This window comes from Tahibacter harae, assembly GCF_024437735.1.
In the GTDB taxonomy this organism is placed as follows: Bacteria; Pseudomonadota; Gammaproteobacteria; order Xanthomonadales; family Rhodanobacteraceae; genus Tahibacter; species Tahibacter harae.
Window position 1 is genome coordinate 113,336 of sequence record NZ_JANFQO010000003.1, and the last position, 19,948, is coordinate 133,283.

General features: G+C 69.5%; 15 protein-coding genes and 1 tRNA gene. 11 read left to right on the forward strand and 5 right to left on the reverse strand.

Translation table 11 applies throughout. The features are described 5' to 3' along the window. Positions 1-294: 294 nt before the first annotated feature. On the reverse strand, positions 295-726 hold the full coding sequence (locus tag NM961_RS03940; protein ID WP_255911494.1) for a hypothetical protein: 432 nt from the start codon (positions 724-726) through the stop codon (positions 295-297). 165 nt (positions 727-891) lie between these two features. After that, positions 892-968 (reverse strand) — tRNA-Arg (locus NM961_RS03945). A gap of 366 nt (positions 969-1,334) precedes the next feature. On the opposite strand from NM961_RS03945, the gene amaB reads away from it, so the two are divergent. Then, on the forward strand, positions 1,335-2,870 hold the full coding sequence (gene amaB, locus NM961_RS03950; protein ID WP_255911496.1) for an L-piperidine-6-carboxylate dehydrogenase: 1,536 nt from the start codon (positions 1,335-1,337) through the stop codon (positions 2,868-2,870). 309 nt (positions 2,871-3,179) lie between these two features. Here amaB and NM961_RS03955 read toward each other — a convergent pair whose 3' ends face one another. After that, complete coding sequence (locus NM961_RS03955) at positions 3,180-4,529, reverse strand: OmpP1/FadL family transporter (RefSeq protein ID WP_255911498.1); 1,350 nt, start codon at positions 4,527-4,529, stop codon at positions 3,180-3,182. A 317-nt stretch (positions 4,530-4,846) separates the two neighbouring features. Between NM961_RS03955 and NM961_RS03960 the strand changes: the two genes are divergently transcribed. From NM961_RS03960 to NM961_RS03990, 7 genes are all read left to right on the forward strand, one after another. Further along, positions 4,847-5,872 carry a quinone-dependent dihydroorotate dehydrogenase gene (locus NM961_RS03960; RefSeq protein WP_255911500.1) on the forward strand — a complete coding sequence of 342 codons (1,026 nt, stop codon included), beginning with the start codon at positions 4,847-4,849 and terminating at the stop codon, positions 5,870-5,872. Continuing rightward, positions 5,869-6,927, forward strand: coding sequence for a UDP-N-acetylmuramate dehydrogenase (murB, locus tag NM961_RS03965; RefSeq protein ID WP_255911502.1), 1,059 nt, complete (start codon positions 5,869-5,871; stop codon positions 6,925-6,927). The genes NM961_RS03960 and murB overlap by 4 nt, the downstream gene beginning before the upstream one ends. Positions 6,928-7,038: 111 nt before the next feature. Continuing rightward, the gene (locus NM961_RS03970; RefSeq protein ID WP_255911504.1) at positions 7,039-8,847 is read left to right on the forward strand and encodes a DUF1800 domain-containing protein; all 1,809 of its coding nucleotides are present in this window, start codon (positions 7,039-7,041) and stop codon (positions 8,845-8,847) included. A gap of 13 nt (positions 8,848-8,860) precedes the next feature. Continuing rightward, positions 8,861-10,225 carry a DUF1501 domain-containing protein gene (locus NM961_RS03975; protein WP_255911506.1) on the forward strand — a complete coding sequence of 455 codons (1,365 nt, stop codon included), beginning with the start codon at positions 8,861-8,863 and terminating at the stop codon, positions 10,223-10,225. Between the two features lie 171 nt (positions 10,226-10,396). Next, positions 10,397-11,242, forward strand: a complete 846-nt coding sequence (locus NM961_RS03980) for a CorC family transporter (protein WP_255911508.1) — start codon at positions 10,397-10,399, stop codon at positions 11,240-11,242. Next, positions 11,232-12,539, forward strand: coding sequence for a lipoprotein N-acyltransferase Lnb domain-containing protein (locus tag NM961_RS03985; RefSeq protein ID WP_255911510.1), 1,308 nt, complete (start codon positions 11,232-11,234; stop codon positions 12,537-12,539). The genes NM961_RS03980 and NM961_RS03985 overlap by 11 nt, the downstream gene beginning before the upstream one ends. Positions 12,540-12,673: 134 nt before the next feature. After that, complete coding sequence (locus NM961_RS03990) at positions 12,674-13,462, forward strand: substrate-binding periplasmic protein (protein WP_255911512.1); 789 nt, start codon at positions 12,674-12,676, stop codon at positions 13,460-13,462. A 165-nt stretch (positions 13,463-13,627) separates the two neighbouring features. On the opposite strand, the gene NM961_RS03995 is transcribed toward NM961_RS03990, so the two are convergent. Continuing rightward, positions 13,628-15,637: a putative bifunctional diguanylate cyclase/phosphodiesterase gene (locus NM961_RS03995; RefSeq protein ID WP_255911514.1), complete on the reverse strand. Its 2,010-nt coding sequence runs from the start codon at positions 15,635-15,637 to the stop codon at positions 13,628-13,630. Between the two features lie 451 nt (positions 15,638-16,088). Between NM961_RS03995 and NM961_RS04000 the strand changes: the two genes are divergently transcribed. Beyond that, complete coding sequence (locus tag NM961_RS04000; protein ID WP_255911516.1) at positions 16,089-17,339, forward strand: hypothetical protein; 1,251 nt, start codon at positions 16,089-16,091, stop codon at positions 17,337-17,339. Positions 17,340-17,384: 45 nt separating this feature from the next. On the opposite strand, the gene NM961_RS04005 is transcribed toward NM961_RS04000, so the two are convergent. After that, positions 17,385-18,329 carry a LysR family transcriptional regulator gene (locus tag NM961_RS04005; protein ID WP_255911518.1) on the reverse strand — a complete coding sequence of 315 codons (945 nt, stop codon included), beginning with the start codon at positions 18,327-18,329 and terminating at the stop codon, positions 17,385-17,387. A gap of 85 nt (positions 18,330-18,414) precedes the next feature. Here NM961_RS04005 and NM961_RS04010 point away from each other — a divergent pair, with 85 nt between their 5' ends. Together NM961_RS04010 and NM961_RS04015 are read left to right on the forward strand one after the other, a co-directional pair. Beyond that, on the forward strand, positions 18,415-18,852 hold the full coding sequence (locus tag NM961_RS04010; protein WP_255911520.1) for a VOC family protein: 438 nt from the start codon (positions 18,415-18,417) through the stop codon (positions 18,850-18,852). After that, complete coding sequence (locus tag NM961_RS04015) at positions 18,849-19,862, forward strand: polysaccharide deacetylase family protein (RefSeq protein WP_255911522.1); 1,014 nt, start codon at positions 18,849-18,851, stop codon at positions 19,860-19,862. Before NM961_RS04010 ends, NM961_RS04015 begins: the two co-directional genes overlap by 4 nt. The last annotated feature ends 86 nt before the right edge of the window (positions 19,863-19,948 follow it).

Below are 19,948 nucleotides of genomic sequence, written 5' to 3' on the forward strand. Positions count from 1 at the left end.
TGCGAGCGGCCAACAGGCGCGCGGCGTCGCCCGTCGAGCGCAGGGGGCGTACCAGATACCGCGTGCCTGTCTTGACACGGATGTCAGCGGGAAGAAGGAAACGGGCGTAGAGCCCACTGGGACGGCGAAGCAAGAACGCCTTCGGCACGAAAGTGATGCCTGTTCGATGACTGGACCGCCGATGATGATCGGAATGGACCGATTCCCGCCCGGAACCACGACGGTCGATCCGCGGCGACCGCAGTGAGCCGCCCGCTGGACCGTGACGCTGCGAATCCCAGACGAGCCATGACGTCAAACGGACTGGAGCGTTGCCCTCAAGCTCTTGGCTTCCAGCAAAGCCAGCACTTCGCCCATGAAGTGATTCGCCCGCGCCCGGCGCTGGGCCTCCCGCACCTTGTTGGGCAGTCGACCTCGCCGCGGCGCGTCCATTGCGTGCCGCGGCTGCGAGGCGACGCTTCGCGGAGCCGGGCCAACTGGTGGCGCCGAAACCTGCGCCGGTTCAGCTAAGCCGTCGATCCAGTCGGCCAGCGCCGTGATCGGAACCAGCCAGCGCCCCATGACCTTCCGCAGACCGGGCAAGAGGTCGCCCCGCCGCAACCCTGCTGTGACGGCTTCACGCCCGGCGCGGTTGCCGTCCCGCCCCAACACCTTGGCGACGTCGTCCGCCGTCAGCATGGCCTTGCCGGGAAACATCTCGCGCAGGAGGTCGAGCGTCGCACCCATGGTTTTCCTCGCAGTCGAGGGCCAGCCTACCCGGCAGCGCGGGGAAAATCTGGGGAAAATTCCGCCTCATTTTTGGCTGTTTTGGCCTGTTTTCGCCTGCTGGTCCGCAGCACACCAGCGAGAGCAAAAATGCCCTAAAACCGCAGGAATTTCAGCATTTTCGAATGGCGGCCCCGATACGATTCGAACGTACGACCTTCCCCTTAGGAGGGGGACGCTCTATCCAGCTGAGCTACGGGGCCTTGAGATGTGCGGGCTCCCGTGAGCGGGCCGGTCGGCCGGAGCGGCCTGACTGAGCGCGGCGGGAGCGTGCTGCGGGCATCCGGAAGGCCGGTGCTGCAGCGCGGCGGGATTTTCGCATGGAAGGCCGGCCTGCCGCGAGCGGTGGGCCAGGGCTGTGCGCCTGGGGTGCGCGGGCCTGGGTACCGGGGCCAATCCCCGCCGCAGGAGCCAATTCCCACCGACCAGCCGGAACCATCGCCCCCAATGCCGGCCGCACCGGGACCGCCCTAAGAACCGGTTGCTATAATCCCCGCCCTTTACGCCGGACCCATGGCGCCCTCGCGCCGCTGTCCGCGCCTCCCGTTCCTCGATCTTCCGGAGTTCCCATGTCGCAGCAGATCCTCAAGGCCCTGAACCTGGCCGAGATGAATTCGGGCACCTACCTTGGCAATGGCGAGTGGTCCTCGACCAGCGACGCCGGGGTGCTGGAATCGATCAATCCGAGCAACAACGAAGTCATCGCGCGCGTGCACGCCAGCTCGGATGCGGATTACGAGACCATTCTCAAGCGTGCGCGCGAAGCCTTCGCGATCTGGCGCACCACGCCGGCGCCCAAGCGCGGCGAAGCCATCCGCCTCTGCGGCGAGGCGCTGCGCGAGCACAAGGATGCGCTGGGTTCGCTGGTCGCGCTGGAAATGGGCAAGATCAAGCCGGAAGGCGACGGCGAAGTGCAGGAAATGATCGACATTGCCGATTTCGCCGTGGGCCAGTCGCGCATGCTGTACGGCTACACCATGCATTCGGAGCGCCCGGGCCACCGCATGTACGAGCAGTGGCATCCGCTGGGCATCGTCGGCGTGATCTCGGCGTTCAATTTCCCGGTCGCGGTGTGGGCATGGAATTCGTTCCTGTCGGCCATCTGCGGCAACATCACGATCTGGAAGCCCTCGCCCAAGACCCCGCTGTCGGCGATTGCCTCCATGCAGATCTGCAACGCCGCGCTCAAGGCCGGCGGCTTCCCGGATATCTTCTTCCTGTTCAACGACGCGCGCACCGAGCTGGCGCAGAAGTTCGTCGACGACCACCGCATCCCGCTGATCAGCTTCACCGGCTCGACCCAGGTCGGCCGCCTGGTCGGCGAGCGCGTGGCCCAGCGCATGGGCCGCTCGCTGCTGGAACTCGGCGGCAACAACGCCATCATCGTCGACGAAACCGCCGACCTGAAGCTGGCCATCCCGGGCATCGTGTTCGGCGCGGTCGGCACGGCCGGCCAGCGCTGCACCACCACGCGCCGCCTGTTCGTGCATGAATCCATCTTCGACGGCGTGCTCAATACCCTGGTCAGCGCCTACAAGCAGGTCGAAGGCAAGATCGGCGATCCCACCCTGCCGACCACGCTGATGGGCCCGCTCACCGACAAGGCGTCGGTGCAGCGCTACCTCGGCGCGATCGAGAAGGCCAAGGCGGCCGGCGGCACCGTCGTCACCGGCGGCGCGGCGCTCACCGACCGTCCCGGCAACTTCGTCCTGCCGACCATCATCACCGGCCTGAAGAACACCGACGAGGTGGTGCAGAGCGAAACCTTCGCGCCCATCCTCTACGTGATGCCGTTCAAGACCATCGACGAAGCCATCGGCTACCAGAACGGCGTGCCGCAGGGCCTGTCCTCGGCCATCTTCACCCAGAACGTGAAGACCGCCGAAGCCTTCCTGTCCGCCGCGGGCTCTGACTGCGGCATCGCCAACGTGAATATCGGCACCTCGGGCGCGGAAATCGGCGGCGCCTTCGGCGGCGAGAAGGAAACCGGCGGCGGCCGCGAATCCGGTTCGGATGCGTGGAAGGCCTATATGCGCCGCCAGACCAACACCATCAACTACTCCGACGCGCTGCCGCTGGCCCAGGGCATCAAGTTCGAGTTCTGAGCCTCGCGCGGCCGCTGGCGGCCGCGTGGATGATCCGCTCATCGCTGCGCCCGTTGCGGGCGCGGCGGCAAGACAAAGGCCGCGGTGCAGACCGCGGCCTTTTCTTTTGATGCAGACCGGTTCGTTCGAAGGGTGGGCGGGAATCAGCCGCGGCCGGACTCTTCGCAGCGGCGCACCCGGCGGCTCGCCGCGGCACGCGCGGAATTTCCCCGCTCCGCACGGCTCTGCCCGACTCGCGCCGCTGCGCTCGCGCATCGCCGCTTCAGGCAGCGCCGACAGCGCCGGCCTTTCAGACCGGCGCCGCAGGGTTCAGAAGCGGAACTGCGCCGAAACCCCCAGCAGATTGCCGCTGCTCTCGAACTCGCCGCGCAACCGGTCGCCGGTGGCGGTGCGGGTATCGACCTGGGCGTCGTTGACGAAGATATGGCCGTAGCCGAAATCGATCGTCGTGCTGTCGCTGGGCGCATAGCCCAGGCCGACCGTGACCCAGCGCCGCGTACCGTCGGGCACGCGCGGCGTGCGCGTCTGCACTTGTGTGGGCGAGCCGTCGACGGCGACGCCGGCGCGCAGCACCCAGGCCGGATCGAAGCGGTATTCCATGCCCAGGGAGCCGAACCAGGTGTCTTCCCAGTTGAACGCTTCCACGGTGTTGGGCTGCAACGGGTTGGCGTAATCGACCACCAGGTTCTTGAAGGTGGACCAGCGCGTATAGCCCACGTCGGCGCCGAAGCTCACGCGCTCGTTCGCCACATGCCACCAGCTGGCCGAGGCATAGGCCGGTGTGGTGAAACCAGCCCGGCCCGGTGTACCCACGAATACCGCATTGCCCAGCGCCGGATTGATCGCGGTCACCGCAGCAGGCACCTGGAAACTGCCGGTGCCCGACAGCGTATGGGTGACCTGGGAATGGAAATTCAGGCCTATGCTGTCGGCCTCGGTCGGCTTCCACAGCAGGCCCAGGCCCCAGCCCCAGCCCCAGTCATCGCCTTCGATGCGGCCGTAGCCGTCCTGCGACTGCGGCAGTACCGGCGCGCCTGCGCCGGCCAGCACGGCGCCGAAGTCGATGGCTTGGGTCAGCTCGGCCTTGGTGTGCTGGGCGGCAACGCTGGCGCCGACGGAAAAGGTATCGCTGACCTGGTACGACGCCGCCAGCGTGAGATCGACCGACTGGAACATCGACTTGTATGCGCTGTAGCGCCCGGCCCAGCCGTGGTCGTAGTCGGTCTCGAAGCCGAACGGCGCGCTGACGGCGAAGCCCAGGCGCCATTGATCGCCCAGCGGCGCGATGTAGTAGAGGGCGGGTATCGGCTTGGTCACGCCGCCGTTGCCGCCGTCGCCGCCGGTGAGCGGGCGGCCGGCCGCATCGGTGCCGGCGCCGGAGAATTCGGTGCTGAACTGCACGCCGGTGACATCGGCCTGGAAGATCGCGCGGTCGACCAGGCTCATCGCCGCGGGGTTGTTCACCACCACCGCCGCATCGCCGGGCGCGGCGGCGGAGCCGGCGAAGGCGCGGCCCAGCGCCCGCACGCTGTTTTCCTTGAGCTGGAAGGCGCTGGCGGCGGCCTGCGGCGCCTGGCCGGCGGCAAGTGCGCCGACCACGCCGGCGGCCAAGCCGCGGACTACAAAACTACGGGATTTTTTTACATTGTGATTTTTCAAGGGAGAAGCTCCAGCAGTGGTCCCGACTCCCCCGCGCGCATGCTAGTCCGCCGCCGCGGCCGCGCGGCCACGGCGGCGCACGGCCGTTCACGCACGATACACTTCGCCGCGTTAACCGCCGCCCCCGCTGCGCCGCACGCCGGAGCCGGCCCGGGCCGGCAGTGCCGGCGCGCTCCATCCATGGCACGATGCGCGCCGGAATGGCCCGGCCCGCAGACTTTGCAGCAGCGCCGCGCCGCCGCAATCGCCATAATCGCGCCGCGCCACGGCCGCCCGCTTCTCCCGGCAGGCCGCAATTGAAGAAGAAACGCCGACCGATGTATCAGCTAGCCCGCCCCTTCCTGTTCTGCCTCGATGCGGAAAAAGCCCATGAGCTGGGCCTGAAATCGCTGGAACTGGCCTACCGCAGCGGACTGAATCCGCTGCTGGCCTCGCGTCCGGCGCCGCTGAGCGTAGCGCTCTGCGGCCTGCAGCTGCCCAATCCGGTGGGCCTGGCGGCCGGCCTGGACAAGAACGCCGCCCATGTGGACGCGCTCGCCGCGCTGGGCTTCGGCTTCATCGAAGTGGGCACGACCACGCCGCGGCCCCAGCCCGGCAATCCGCGCCCGCGCATGTTCCGCCTGCCCGAATACCAGGCCGTCATCAACCGCCTGGGCTTCAACAACGCCGGCGTGGACGCGCTGGTACGCAATGCCGAGGCGGCGCGCTTCGGCGGCGTGCTCGGCATCAATATCGGCAAGAACAAGGACACGCCGAACGAGAACGCGGTAGACGACTACCTGCACTGCCTGGAGCGCGTCTACGCCCGCGCCAGCTACATCACGGTGAACATTTCCTCGCCCAATACCCAGGGCCTGCGCGACCTGCAGGAAGAGGAAACCCTCAAGCGCTTCATCAGCACCCTGCGCGAACGCCAGGAACAGCTGGCCGCGCAGCACGGCGCGCGCAAGCCCATGCTGCTGAAGATCGCGCCGGACCTGGGCGAGGCCGAACTGGACGCCATCGCCGACGTGCTGCTGGCCACGCGGATCGACGGCCTGGTCTGCACCAACACCACCATCGCGCGCGACGCCGTCGCCGGCCATGCGCTGGCCGGCGAGGCCGGCGGGCTGTCCGGCCGGCCGGTGTTCGCGCCATCGACCGCGGTGCTCAAGGGCATGGCCGCGCGCCTGGGCGGAAAGGTGCCGCTGGTCGGCGTCGGCGGCATTCTCGAAGGCCGCGATGCCGCGGCCAAGATCGCCGCCGGCGCCAGTGCGGTGCAGGTCTACAGCGGCCTGGTCTACCGCGGCCCGGCGCTGATCGGCGAATGCGTGGAAGCGCTGCGCGCACGGGCCGGCGCATGAGCGGGTTCCGCCCGGCACCCGCGCGCCTGCAGGGCAACGGCTACAGCATTCTCGAAGATGCCTCGCTGGCCGGCCGCAATACCTTGCGCGTGGAAGCACGCGCGGAGCTGCTGGTCGATGTGCGCGACGCGGCCGCGCTGGCCGAGGTGCTGGCCTTCCCGCTGCTGCGCGCCGCGCCGCTGCTGGTGCTGGGCGAAGGCAGCAACCTGCTGCTCACCGGCGACGTGGCCGGCGCCGTGCTCACGCTTTCCACCCGCGGCATCCGCGTGCTGGCCGAGGATGCGGATGCCGTGATCCTGCGTGCCGAAGCCGGCGAATCCTGGAACGACCTGGTCCATTGGTGCCTGGGCCGCGGCCTGGGCGGCCTGGAAAACCTGGTGCTGATTCCCGGCACGGTCGGCGCCGCGCCGATCCAGAACATCGGCGCCTACGGCGTGGAACTGGGCGAATTCGTCCACCGCGTCCATGCCTGGGACCGCCAGGGCGGCGGCAGCGTGCAGCTGAGCGCGGCCGACTGCGCCTTCGCCTACCGCGACTCCCGCTTCAAGCAGCAGCCGCAGCGCTACATCGTCACGGCGCTGGAACTGCGCCTGGTCCGCAATGCGCCGCTGCGCCTGGACTATGCCGGCATCCGCCAGGAACTGGCCGCGATGCAGGTGGAAACGCCTGGCGCCGCTCTCGTCGCCGAGGCCGTCTCGCGCCTGCGCCGGCGCAAGCTGCCGGATCCGGCCGTCATCGGCAATGCGGGCAGCTTCTTCAAGAACCCCCTCGTCGACGCGGACCAGGCCGCGGCGCTCAAGGCGGCGTATCCGGATCTGCCGCTGTGGCCCGCGGCCGGAGGAGGCAGCAAATTGTCCGCGGCCTGGCTGATCGAACGCAGCGGCTACAAGGGCTTCCGCGCCGGCGACGCGGGCATTGCCGAACAGCATGCGCTGGTGCTGGTCAACCACGGCCGCGCCAGCGGCGCGCAGCTGTGGGCGCTGGCGCAGACGGTGCGCGCCGGCGTGGCCGAACGCTTCGGCGTGCAGCTGGAAGCAGAGCCGCGCGTAGTCTGAGGAACGCTACCGCCGATCCCGGACCTTGCGCCATTTGCGACGCTCTTCACGCCATTCATTTGCGTATGGATTAGCCTGCGGCGCTCCCTTCCGCTCTTTCCGGACCTGCCCATGGCCAGCGCCTTCGCCAGCCAGGTGTTTTCCCGCCGCAACCTGTTCCAGGCCCTGGCCGGCGCCGTGGGCGCCGACACGGCGCCCGCCATGCACCGTCCCGGCAAGGCGCCGCTCGCCGACACCGGCGAAGCCAAGTCCCAGCCCGAACCGAACCTGAGCCTGCCGCCGGCCGGCGTGCGCTGGCTGCAGAAGGCCACCTACGGCTACAGCAGCACCGAATACGCCCAGTTCCAGGCCCTGCCCGGGGCCAGCGACGACGAACGCTGGAGCAACTGGGTCGCGCGCCAGCTCAATCCCGCCGCGATCAGCGACAGCGCCTGCGATGCGCGCCTGGCCAGCGGCGGTTTCACCACGCTGGGCAAGACCCTGCCCCAGCTGTGGACCCAGCACCGCGTCGAGGACTACCTCACCCGCATCCAGCCCATCGCCGAAGTCGAATGCGCGACCACCATCCGCGCGGTCTACTCCCAGCGCCAGCTGTTCGAGGTGATGACGGATTTCTGGCACGACCACTTCAGCACCTTCGGCTGGGACTACGATTGCGCGCCGGTCTTCCCGCACTACGACCGCGACGTGATCCGGCCCAACGTGTTCGGCAATTTCCGCACCCTGCTCGAAGCGGTGTGCAAGTCCACGGTGATGATGTACTACCTGGACCTGCATGGCAGCTCCGCGGCCGGCCCGAACGAGAACTACGCACGCGAGTTGATCGAGCTGCATACGCTGGGCGCGGAAAACTACGCCGGCGTGCTCAGTCCGGACGATCCCTCGCTGGCCATGGGCACCGGCGGCGACGGCCTGAGCATCCGCCTCAAATACGTCGACGAGGATGTCTACGAAGCCTGCCGCGCGCTGACCGGCTGGACGCTGCGCAACGGCCACTGGAGCTATCCCGGCGACAACGACGGCACCTTCATCTACCGCGAGCTGTATTCCAGCGGGCTCTCCTGGCACGACCGCTTCACCAAATACGTGCTGAGCCGGCGCTTCGCCCCCGACATGGGCCAGCAGGACGGCATCAAGCTGTTCGACCTGCTGGCCTCGCACCCGGGCACGGCCATGTTCGTCGCGCGCAAGCTGTGCCGCCGCTTCATCAGCGACGAGCCGCCGCAGAGCCTGGTCAGCAGCATCGCCACGCTGTTCCTCAGCACTTGGCAGGCGCCGGACCAGCTCAAACAGGTGACCCAGGCCGTCCTGCTCAGCAGCGAATTCAAGAACAGCTGGGGCAGCAAGATGAAGCGCCCCTTCAATTCCCTGGCCGGCGCGCTGCGCGCCACCGGCGCGGACTACACGCCCACCCTGGCGACCTACGGCGCCAACACCTGGCCGACCAAGGACGAAATCAATTCGCGCCTGCAGCAGTGCGGCCAGCGCAAGTTCTACTGGCCATCGCCCAACGGCTATCCGGACAAGCTCGCGGCCTGGTCCAGCAGCGGCAGCCTGGCCATGACCTGGAAGCTGCTGGTGCGCCTGACCGAGATCCACAAGGAAGTCGGCTACGACAACAACCGCCCGTTCCTGATCGACATTCTGGGCCAGACCAACACTGCGCTGGCCAGCAACGACCGCACCGCCGCCAACATCGTCGGCTACTGGTGCGACCGCATCCTCGGCTTCCGCCCGGAGCCGGTGTACAGCAAGGCGGTGAATTTCCTGCGTCAGAACGCCGCGCCCACCGATGTGCTGACCTTGAACGAGACCTGGGCCGGCGGCGCCAATCCCAATCTCCGGAACCACTACACCCAGTCGCGGCTGCGCGCCACCGTCGCGCTGATCCTGTGCTGCCCCGACGCGCTGCGCCGCTGAGGAAACACTAGCCATGTTCGATCGTCGTGATTTCCTCAAGACCTGCAGCATAGGCTCCAGCGCGCTGGCCCTGGCCGCCGCGGGCAAGCTGGGTTTCGCCGCCGAGCGCGCCAACAGCTACGACACCTTGGTCGTGGTGTTCCTGCGCGGCGGCATGGACGCCCTCAGCCTGCTTTCCCCCGGCGGCAGCAACCCCAGCCGTGGCGACTACGAGACCAAGCGGCCTTCGCTCAAGGTGCCGCTGACCGGCACCGGCGCCGGCCTGGCCATCGCCGGCGACCAGTGGCGGCTGCATCCGCGCGCGCCGCAGTTGCGCGACCTGTACACCGGCAACAAGCTGGCCGTGGTGCTGGGCACCGGCATGCCGGCGCCAGTCACGCGCAGCCACTTCGACGCCCAGCTCAACATGGAACTGGGCCTGGCCGGCCAGGGCAACGGCGTGGGCTGGCTGGCGCGCGCCCTGGCCAGCGCCGGCCTGCCGCCGTCGGTGACCATGCCGGCAGTCAGTGCGGGCAGCATCACCGCCACGGCCCTGCTCGGCAGCACCGAATCCATCACCCTGGGCAGCGGCGCGGATTTCCGCATCGACAGCGGCTCCTGGGCCTGGAACATGGAACCGGATTTCCTCGGCACGGCGCCCGCCGGCGCGCGCGGCATCTTCAGCGTGCTGCCCGAACTGTGGACCGATTCCGGCACCCTCGAAGCAGCCGGACGCCAGACCCTCGACGCGCTCAGCGTCGTCAAACCCATCGACTTCGACGCCTACGCGCCGGCCAACGGCGCGGTCTATCCGGACACCGATTTCGCCGATCGCCTCAAGATGCTGGCCCAGCTGATCAAGCGCGACGTGGGCCTGCGTATCGCCACCATCGACCTCGGCGGCTGGGACACCCACGAAAGCCAGGGCAGCCCGGTCAACAGCTACGATCCGTTCGGCAACAAAGTGGAAGAGTTGTCGCGCGGGCTGCATGCGTTCTTCACCGATCTCAACGGCTCGGCCGCGAACAACTACGCCGCCACCACCAGCGTAGTGGTGATGAGCGAGTTCGGCCGCCGCGTGCGCGAGAACGACGGCGGCGGCACCGACCACGGCTACGGCAGCATCATGCTGGCCCTGGGCGGCGCGGTGAACGGCGGCCAGACCTACGGCACCTTCGGCGGGCTGGCCAACGCGCAGCTGTTTGAAGGCGCCGACGTGCAGGTCACCACCGACTACCGCCGCGTCATGTCCGAGGCGCTGATCCGGCGCCTGCGCAATCCCAATGTGTACTACGCCTTCCCCGGCTATTCCGGCTATGCGCCACTGGGCGTGTTCCAGGGCAGCGACCTGCCGCCGGCGAACTTCGACCAGATCTTCCGCAACGGCTTCCAGGCCTGAAGCCCCGCGGCGGGCGCACCGGGCGCGTCCGCCGCGCCCGCAAGTGTCTGCAGCCACGGGATTTTTTCTGCCGCGCCGCAGCATGCGGCGCGGCGCGGCGATTGAAATAGCGCTGCCGCGACGCTCTGCTAAACTCGACCTCCCGCCCCCCTGGGCACGCATACACCGCTGATGAGCGAGGACTCCCCTAGTACGCCCGCCCACCGTTCCTGGTTTGAACGTCTCAGCCAGGCACTGTCGGGCGAACCGCGCAATATCGAAGAGCTGCTCGACGAGCTGCGCCAGGCACAGGCCAACGGCCTGCTTTCCAATGACACCTTGTCCATGGTCGAAGGCGCCATCGAGGTCGCCGACCTCACCGTCGCCGATGTGATGGTGCCGCGCGGGCAAGTGGTCAGCCTGCCGGCCAACGCGCCGTTCCAGGACAACCTCGCCATCGTCATCGAGTCGGGCCATTCGCGCTTCCCGGTGCACGGCGACGAGAAGGACGAGATCCTCGGCATCCTGCTTGCCAAGGACCTGCTGCGCTGCCTGGCCGACGGCGTGCCGGCCGACATCCGCATGCTGCTGCGTCCGGTCGCGCTGATTCCCGCGTCCAAGAAGCTCAACATCCTGCTCAAGGAATTCCGCCTCTCGCACAACCACATGGCCATCGTCGTCGACGAATATGGCGGCGTGGCCGGGCTGATAACGATTGAGGATGTGCTGGAGCAGATCGTCGGCGACATCGACGACGAGCATGACGACGCCGACGAAGGCGAATCGCGCCAGATCCTGGCCGAGGTCGACGGCCAGTGGCTGGTGAATGCGCTGACACCGATCGGCGAGTTCAACCAGCGCTTCGGCAGCCACTTCCTGGACGAGGAATTCGACACCGTCGGCGGCATGGTCACGGCGGAGTTCGGCCACCTGCCCGAGGTCGGCGAGGAAATCGCCCTCGGCGGCTTCGACTTCCACGTCACCAAGGCCGACGACCGCCGCGTACACCAGTTCGCCGTGCGCGTGCATGCGGGCTGAGGCGCGCCGCGCCGGCGCGGCGCTGCTGCTCGCCCTGCTCTGGCTGCTGGCCGGCGCCGCCGCGGCGCAGGTGCAGACGGCGCCGGCGGCAATGCCGGACGCGGCGCAGGGCACGGCGGCGGATGCCGCCGAGCCGGGCTCGGAACTGCAGATCGCACTGCTGACCGTAGGCCCGGGCGAAATCTACTGGGAGCGCTTCGGCCACAACGCCATTGCCGTCCACGACCGCCGCAGCGGCGAGACGCTGAGCTACAACTACGGCATCTTCGATTTCGAGGAGGCGGATTTCTTCCTCAACTTCCTGCGCGGCCATATGCGCTACAGCATGGAAGTGGTGCGACTGGAGGAAGAACTGGCCTACTACCGCCGCGAAGGCCGCGCCGTGCTGCGCCAGGAGCTGGACCTCAGCCCGCGCCAGCGCCTGGCCCTGCGCGATTTCCTGCGCTGGAACCTGCGCCCGGAAAACGCCAAGTACCGCTACGAATACTTCACCTCGAACTGCTCCACCAAGGTCCGCGACGCGCTGGACAAAGTACTCGGCGGCGCGATACGTCGCGCGCTGGAAGGCCGTTCGCGCGGCTATACCTACCGCCTGCAGGCCGACAGCCTGATGGCGCCGATTCCCGAACTGATGCTGCCCATGGACCTGGGCCTGGGCCCGTACGCGGACCGGCGCCTGTCGTTCTGGGAGGAAAGCTTCATCCCCGCCGCTTTCGCCCAGCACCTGGGCGAGGTGCAGATCGGCCAGGACGAAGGCCGGCCGCGGCCGCTGGTCAGCGCCACGCAGGAACTCAGCCGCGCCGCGCCCGCACTGGCCGCGGCCGAACGCAGCTTTCTGCGCCGCCACGGCCCGTATCCGCTGGGCTACGCCCTGCCGGTGGGTGCGATCAGCGCCGCCCTGGCCCTGGGCCTGCTGCTGCTCGCCCGCACGCAGCGGCCGCGCGCGGGACTGCTGTTCGCACTGGCCGGCATCGGCTTCGCGCTCGTCGCCACGCTGGCCGGGCTGCTGCTGCTGGGCCTGTGGAGCCTGACCGAACACGTCTCCGCCTGGCGCAACGAGAATCTGCTGCTGCTCAATCCGCTGTGGCTGCTGCTGCTGCCGGCGCTGTGGCGCACGCGCGATCCGGACTGGCGCAGCCGCGGCTTCAGCCGCGCCCTGGCCTGGCTGGTGCTGCTGTCGGCGCTGGCCGCGCTGGCGCTGAAACTGCTGCCGGCCTCGGTGCAGGACAACGCGGTCTGGCTGGCACTGCTGTTGCCGCCGCAGTTGGCGCTGGGGTGGCGGCTGTTGCGGCGCTGAGGGCCGGGAACCGGGACCCGGGATTGGAAAAGGCGTGGCGCGCGGGCGCTGCGCTTTTTGGCTTCGCCGGTGAACGCGCAAAGTTGGCGAAATCGTCCAATGGTATTTGTGCCGCGGGCCACTAGAATCGCCGCATGCCCTCGTACCTGCGCCAGCTCGCCGTGCTGCTGTCGTTCGCCTGCACCGCGGCAGCGCAGGCGTCCGGCCCGTTGCAGGTGCGCCTGGCTTCGCTGGAATGGCCGCCCTACGTCGGCGCGAAGCTGCCCGGCCAGGGCTATGCCGCCGAAGTGGTGCGCGCGGCCTGCGCCCGCGGCGGCGTGGAAGTGCAGCTGGACCTGATGCCCTGGGCGCGCGCGCTGCTGCTGGCCCTGCGCGGCGATGTCGCCGGCGTCATGCCCGAATACCGCAATGCCGAGCGCGAGGCGCAGTTCGCCTTCTCCGCGCCGTTTCCCGGCGGTCCCGTGGGCCTGTACAAACGCCGCGGCGCGGACATCGCCTACGCGGTCAATCCGGGACAGGATCTCGACGCCGCCCTGCGCAGCATCGCCAGCCATCGCATCGGCATCGTGCGCGATTACGTCAACAACGCCACCTTCGACCGCGCCGACTATCTGCAGCGCGAGGAAGGCGCCAGCGACGGCGTCAACCTGCGCAAGCTCGCCCACGGCCGGCTGGACCTGGTCTTCATCGACCGCTGGGTGGCCGGCCACCTGCTGCACACCGACCCGCTGCTGCGCGGCGCGCAGCTGGAAATGCTGCAGCCGCCGATCGAGGAACCGGCCCTGCATATCGCCTGGTCGCGCCAGTCCGCCGCCGCCGCGCGGGCGCGCGGCGCCTGCGACGCCGGCCTGGACCAGCTGCGGCGCGACGGCACCATCGCGCAGCTGCGCCAGCGCCATGGCGTGGGCGGTGCCGGCGACTGAGCATGCCTTGGCTCGGCCAGTCCTGTATGGCTGCAAAAACGCGGCGACGTACAAGAACCAGCCGGCCGGCTCACATCCGAAGTAACAAACCGGCGGCTTTCCGGTGCCGGCGGCGCAGTCGGTGCGAACGGCGGCTGAGCCTGGCCCGCAGCAGGCCGCCCCACCTCAGCTGTGCTGCACCTGTCTCTGCCGCGCATAGCCCAGCGCCTCGCTCTCGCGCAGGCCGCAGCCGAACAACTGGCCCTGCAGCAGATCGCAGCCTATGTCTTCGAGGAAACGCCGCTGCCCCGCCGTCTCCACGCCTTCGGCAGCGACCTGCAACCCCAGGCTGTGGCCCAGGCCGACGATGGCGCGCACGATGGTCGCGTCGCTGAGATCGGTGAGCACGTCGCGCACGAAGCTCATGTCGATCTTGAGCTTGGTCACCGGCAGTTCCTTGAGATAACCCAGCGAGGCATGGCCGGTGCCGAAATCGTCGATGGCGATGCCCACGCCCAGCGCGCGCAGGCGGCGCAGGGATTCGGCCGCGTATTTGACGTTGTCGACGATCGCGGTCTCGGTGATCTCCAGCTCCAGCGCCGCGCCGGGCAGGTTGTGCACCTCCAGCACGGCGGCGACGCGCTCGTGCAGGTTGCGTTCGCGCAGCTGCGCACCGGATACGTTCACCGACACCGCCAGCCCGGGCTGGCCGTTGGCGCGCCACAGCGCCGCGCGCGCGCAGGCCTGGCGCAGCACCCAGTCGCCCAGCACCGGGATGGTGCCGTTCTCCTCGGCCAGGCGGATGAAGCTGGCCGGACGCAGCAGGCCGAACTGCGGATGCTGCCAGCGCAGCAGCGCCTCCATGCCCTGTACGCGCCCGCTGCGCGCCTGCACCAGCGGATCGAACACCAGGTCCAGCTCGTCGCCCAGGCTGCCGCGGCGCAGATCCTGGCTGAGCCGGCGCCGCGTCGCGGTCTCGTCGTCGCGCGCCGCGTCGAAGAACGCCGCGCCGCCGAGGCCGTCGCCCTTGGCCTGGGCCAGGGCAGATTCGGCATTGTGCAAAAGTCCCTCGGCGCTGTCGGCGTCGTCAGGATAGATGGCGCTGCCGCCGCGCACGGCCAGCTGGAACTGCCCTGCGGCCAGCTCCAGCGGCCGCAGCAGGGCCTGCTGCACCTGCTGGAACAATTCCTCCACCGCGGCGCGGCTGCCGCCTTCGTGCAGCAGCAGGGCGAACTTGTCCTCGACCACGCGGGCGACGAAGACGCCTTCGATCGCATCCAGCCGGCGCGCGAATTCGCGCAGGATGTCGTCGCCGACCGCGCGGCCATAGGTGTCGTTGATCGCGCGCAGGCCGCACAGATCCAGCAGCAGCAGGGCCAGCGGCGCGCCGCGGCTGGACGCGGTGGCGACGGCATGGCCCAGGCGCGTCAGCAGCAGCTGGCGGTTGGGCAGGCCGGTGAGATCATCGAACTGCTGCAGATAGCTCGCGCGCGCCTCCGCCTCCGCACGGCGCACCAGATTCTCGCGGATGCCGGCCAGCAGCGTGTTCATGGCTTTGGCGAGGCGGCCCAGTTCGTCGTGCTCGTGCCCGGCGGGCACGCTGACCGAGGCCGTCTCCGGCGTGAGCGTATCGGTATCGGCCAGCTCGTCGGCCAGGCGTTCCAGCGGGCCGGTCAGCACGCGGCTGACCACGGCCAGCAGCACCAGCCCCAGCAGCGCCGCCCAGATCAGCCCGGCGCCCAGCACCAGGCCGGTGCGGGCGAGGAAATCGCGCCCGAGCACGAAGGTGTCCACGCCGACATGCAGCTCGCCCAGGGCGGCGCCGCCGCGCGGGTTCTCCAGCGTACCGCGGTAGTCGCGCTCGGCGCCGAACAGGCTGTCGCTGATGCGCCGCCAGGGGCTGCGCAGCAGCTCGCCCTCGCGCCGCGCCAGCACGGTGTCGGGAAACATGCGGATCTCGGCGCGGTAGACGCCGGGATAGGCGGTCAGGCCTTCCAGCACCTGGCCGGCCAGGTCGGTGTCGATCTCGTACACCGCCTCGGTCGCGGCGCGGTGCAAGGTATTGAGCGCCTGATGGCCGGAATGATCCAGCTGCTGGCTGTGGCTGCGCGCATCGGCCAGCACCTGGCCCAGCGACAGGGCGCCGCCGATCAGCAACGTCCCCAGCAGTACGATGCGGGTCAGTCGCGTACTCAAACGATCACGGCGCGGCAGTCGATCGGATTCCACGCGGGCAACCTGGGAGATGGGCCGGTCGAGTGTAGCCCACTCGCCCGGACTTGGTGCCCGGCATCGCGGCGGTCGCAGGCGAATTTCCGCGTGAGCGCAGTCGCGGCGCGCTGTCGCCGCCGCGCATCGTCCGCATGCGCGCATCGGCCGGACAAGCGCGACGCCGTACGGATGCCGGCCGGGTTCGCCTTCCGCATGCGCGCGCCGCACCACCGGCCGCGTTCTGCACCGGCGAATGCCGCAGTGCGCAGCGCAAGCGCCTTGCATGAACGGTTTGCGCGGTTTTCCAGCGCCGCGGCATCTGCCCGCAACACCGCAATCCAGCGCCTGCATTGCAGCACCGCCTGTTGCATTCGCTGCGCGCGGAAGCTTTTCCGCGCCTGCTACTCTTGCGCTACCCCAGCGGTCCGCGGCCTCCATGCGCACTCACGCCACGCAAGGCATCAACTATCCCCTGCTGCTCGCCGTGCTCGCCCTGCATGCCGGCGTCTTCGCCTGGGCGCTGCGCCAGCCTGCGTTCGCACCGTCGCCGCAACGCACCGCGGCGCGCGCGGAAACCGCGCCGCCGGGCAATACCACGCCCAGGCCCGACGCGCAGCGCCGCAGTGAAACAGCAGTTACCGACGACGAGATCCCCGCCGCCGACGATCCGCGCCGCGCCTTCACTCCGCAGCAATGGCGCGACAATCAGCAGCGCGCCGCGGCCGCGCTGCTGCAGCGCGAACTCGGCGCACTGGCCGCCGTCGCCGCGCGCGATCCGGCCCAATTGCCGCGCGCGCTGGAACAGGGCCTGGCCCGCGGCGACCGCGCCGCCGCCCAGGCCGCCGCGGCACTGCACGAGGAATGCAGCCAGTTCGACGCCGCCGCACTGCAATCGGCGCCGCCGATCTTGCTGCAGGACATCGCAGCGCCATTGCAGCCGCTGCTGCGCGCCCGTTTCGATGCGCGCCTGCAGCGCCTGCGCGAACAGGCGCGCCGCTGCGCCGCCTGGAACCAGGCCCAGGCCACGCTGGCCACGGCGCGGCGCGACTATGCCGGCCGGGCCAACGCGGATGCGCACGAAGCGCTGCGCGTACAGCAGCAGCTGCAACCGGCCACGCCGGATCTGCTCGCGCGCCTGCGCCAGGGCCTGGAGCAAGTGTGGCGGCAGAACAGCGACGCCGCGGTCGGGCGCAATCTCGCCCTGCTGCTGTTGAACGAGGACGATGCGACGCGGCGCGAGCTGGGCCTGCGCCTGCTGCTGCAACTGGGCGAACAGGACGACAGCCAGGCCGACTTCGTGGCCGCGGTGCTGAACCAGGGCTACGGCAAGCTGCCGCGGCAGCCCGTGCTGGCCGCAACCTGGCAGCGCCGCGCCGCCGATCTCGGCAGCGACAGCGCCATCGGCGGCGAACTGCAGCAGGAGCCGGTGCGCGCATCAGCCGAACAGGCCTGGTCCTGGCGCGCCTGGCGGGTGTGGCTCAATGCACAGGGCTGTTACGTCCGGGCCGCCCGCGCGGACGACGCCCTGCTCGCGGACGACCTGCGCGCGCTGCAGCAGCTGGATACGCAGCTGGACGCTGCCGCCCGCGGCCGCGCCGGCCGCCTGTACCGCGAACGTCTGGCGCAGTGGGGCGAACGCGCCCGCACCGCGCGCCACTGCGGCAACGCGCCCGCAACGGAACGATAGCCCTGCACCACGGCGCGGCCGTCGATTGAAATATTTGCGAATATTTCAACGACCGCCCGGCGGCGGCGGCAGCTGCGCGCAGCGCGCGGCGAGGAATTCGCGCAGCGCCTGCACCGCGGGGCTGAGCAGGCGCCGGTCGGCGCAGATCAGATGCAGCGGCGCGGCTTCGCCGCGCCAGTCCGGCAGCAGCGCCTCCAGCCGGCCGGCGGCGACATCGGCGCAAATATCCAGCCAGGATTTGTAGGCCAGCCCGCGCCCGGCCACGGCCCAGCGCCGCACCGCGTCGCCGTCGTCGCTGATGCGGTCGCCGTCCACCGTCACCACACAGTCGCCGCCGCTGCCATGGAAACGCCAGCGTGCGTGCAACTCGTCGCTGAGCAGGAAGCGCAGGCAGTTGTGCTGCTTGAGATCCTGCGGCTGCTGCGGCCGGCCGTGGCGCTGCAGATACGCCGGTGCCGCGCACAGCACGCGCCGGTTGTGCGGCAGCAGCGGCAGCGCGACCAGGGCCGAATCCGCCGGCGCGCCGTAGCGCAGCGCCAGGTCCACCGGCTGGCGGTAGACATCGGCCAGACGGTCCGACAGCTGCACGCGCAGGCGCAGCGCCGGATGCGCGGCGAGAAAATCGTCCAGCCAGGCCAGCACACCGTTGCGGCCCAGGTCCGAAGGCAGCGACAGCTGCAGGCTGCCGCGCAGTTCCGAGGCGGCGCCGCGCAGGGCCTGCTCGCCTTCAGCCAGGGTCTGCAGGGCCAGGCGGCAATGCTGCAGGAAACGTTCGCCGTCGGGCGTCAGACGCAGGCTGCGGGTGGAGCGCACGAACAGGCGGGTGTGCAGCTCGGCTTCCAGGCGCTTGATCGCGGCGCTGGCCGCGGCCGGGCTCAGGTCCAGGCTGCGCGCGGCGGCGGAAAAGCTGCCGCTGTCGGCGGCGCGGACGAAAAATTCCAGCTCGATCAGGGCCTTCATCGCTGCGCCGCCGGCCTCATCTTCAACCATTGATTGAAACTGATTCGGTAATTGCCGCGTTTTTCTCGCCAAGTCAATCAATCACGCTAGCGCCATCGCAGCACGGGAGAGCCCCATGGACGCCGCCGACGCCAGCACCCCGCCCTACCGCTGGCAGTTCGACCATATCAACCTGCGCGCCGGCGACAGCCCGGGGCTGCAGCAACTGTTCGGCCAGATCCTGGGCCTGCAGCCCGGCTACCGCCCGCCGTTCCCGTTTCCGGGCGATTGGCTATACCGCGACGGCCAGGCCTGGCTGCACCTGGTGCGCGGCACCGGCCAGGGCGAGCAGGTGCAGTTCGGCCATATCGCCTTCCGCACCGACGAGCCGGCCCCGCGCCTGCTGGCGCGGGTGCGCGCCAGCGGCCTGCACCACGAGCTGCGGAAAATTCCACAAGAGAACTGTGCACAGATCTTCGTGCGCCTGCCCGGCCTGGTGGTGGAACTGGCCGCACCGCTGGACGCCGGCACTGCTGCCGGCTGCATTGCCGACCATAAGGAACACTTTGCATGAACACGCCGACCGACCGCGGCCGCCGCGAATTTCTCCACACCGCCGGCCAGGCCGGTCTCGCCGCCGGCGCGCTGGCCGGCCTGGCCAGTAGTGCCTCGGCCAAGGAAACCGCATCCGCGCCGCGCAGCGGCAGCAGCAACGCGGCTGCGCCGGCCGAGGCCCGGCATTGGCCCAATGGCGCACGTCTCATCCTGTCCATCTCCATGCAGTTCGAAGCCGGCGGCGAGCCGGCCGAAGGCGCCGACAGTCCGTTCTCGGCCAGTCCGCTGCCCGCCGGCACGCCGGACCTGGCGGCGCAGACCTGGTTCCAGTACGGCTACCGCGAAGGCGTGCCGCGTCTGCTGGACCTGTGGGACAAGCACGGCGTCAAGGTGACCTCACACATGGTCGGCGCCGCAGTGCTGAAGAATCCGGCGCTGGCGAAAGAGATCGTGCGCCGCGGCCACGAAGCCGCCGCCCACGGCATGGACTGGAAGCCGCAGTTCGGCCTGGGCCGGGCTGCCGAGCTGGCCTTCGTCCGCGCCGGCGCTGAAGCGGTGGAAAAGACCACCGGCCAGCGCCCGCGCGGCTACAACTGCAACTGGCTGCGGCGCAGCCCGGATACCTTGTCGGTGCTGCAGGAACTGGGCTTCATCTATCACATCGACGACCTCAGCCGCGACGAGCCCTTCATCGTGCCGGTAGACGGCAAGGACTTCGCCGTCGTGCCCTATACCCTGCACTGCAATGACATCGTGCTGATCGAAGGCCGCCATTTCTCCAGCCGCCAGTTCTACGAACAGCTCAAGGACGAGTTCGACCAGCTCTACGCCGAGGCCGGCAGCCGCCGCCGCATGATGTCGCTCAGCACCCACGACCGCATCGGCGGCCGCCCCGCCGTAGTCAAGGCGCTGGACGATTTCCTCGCCTACGCCCTGGCCAAACCCGGCGTCGCCGCCGCACGCAAGGACCAGATCGCCGAATGGGCGCTCAAGGACAGCGCCACGCGGCGCGAGGCCGTCGCGACCTGAGCTGCCGGTTGAAAGATCCGCCTGATTTCCAGGCACACGCCGTCAGCTCCAGCCTGCGCCAGCGCTGCACTTCCCGGCATCCGCGC

What these genes read in the sequence shown, in the direction of transcription:
- NM961_RS03940 (WP_255911494.1), bottom strand. Translation starts at nt 726, where the DNA reads ATGGGTGCGACGCTCGACCTCCTGCGCGAGATGTTTCCCGGCAAGGCC.
- amaB (WP_255911496.1), top strand. Translation starts at nt 1,335, where the DNA reads ATGTCGCAGCAGATCCTCAAGGCCCTGAACCTGGCCGAGATGAATTCG.
- NM961_RS03960 (WP_255911500.1), top strand. Translation starts at nt 4,847, where the DNA reads ATGTATCAGCTAGCCCGCCCCTTCCTGTTCTGCCTCGATGCGGAAAAA.
- murB (WP_255911502.1), top strand. Translation starts at nt 5,869, where the DNA reads ATGAGCGGGTTCCGCCCGGCACCCGCGCGCCTGCAGGGCAACGGCTAC.
- NM961_RS03970 (WP_255911504.1), top strand. Translation starts at nt 7,039, where the DNA reads ATGGCCAGCGCCTTCGCCAGCCAGGTGTTTTCCCGCCGCAACCTGTTC.
- NM961_RS03975 (WP_255911506.1), top strand. Translation starts at nt 8,861, where the DNA reads ATGTTCGATCGTCGTGATTTCCTCAAGACCTGCAGCATAGGCTCCAGC.
- NM961_RS03980 (WP_255911508.1), top strand. Translation starts at nt 10,397, where the DNA reads ATGAGCGAGGACTCCCCTAGTACGCCCGCCCACCGTTCCTGGTTTGAA.
- NM961_RS03985 (WP_255911510.1), top strand. Translation starts at nt 11,232, where the DNA reads ATGCGGGCTGAGGCGCGCCGCGCCGGCGCGGCGCTGCTGCTCGCCCTG.
- NM961_RS03990 (WP_255911512.1), top strand. Translation starts at nt 12,674, where the DNA reads ATGCCCTCGTACCTGCGCCAGCTCGCCGTGCTGCTGTCGTTCGCCTGC.
- NM961_RS04000 (WP_255911516.1), top strand. Translation starts at nt 16,089, where the DNA reads ATGCGCACTCACGCCACGCAAGGCATCAACTATCCCCTGCTGCTCGCC.
- NM961_RS04005 (WP_255911518.1), bottom strand. Translation starts at nt 18,329, where the DNA reads ATGGTTGAAGATGAGGCCGGCGGCGCAGCGATGAAGGCCCTGATCGAG.
- NM961_RS04010 (WP_255911520.1), top strand. Translation starts at nt 18,415, where the DNA reads ATGGACGCCGCCGACGCCAGCACCCCGCCCTACCGCTGGCAGTTCGAC.
- NM961_RS04015 (WP_255911522.1), top strand. Translation starts at nt 18,849, where the DNA reads ATGAACACGCCGACCGACCGCGGCCGCCGCGAATTTCTCCACACCGCC.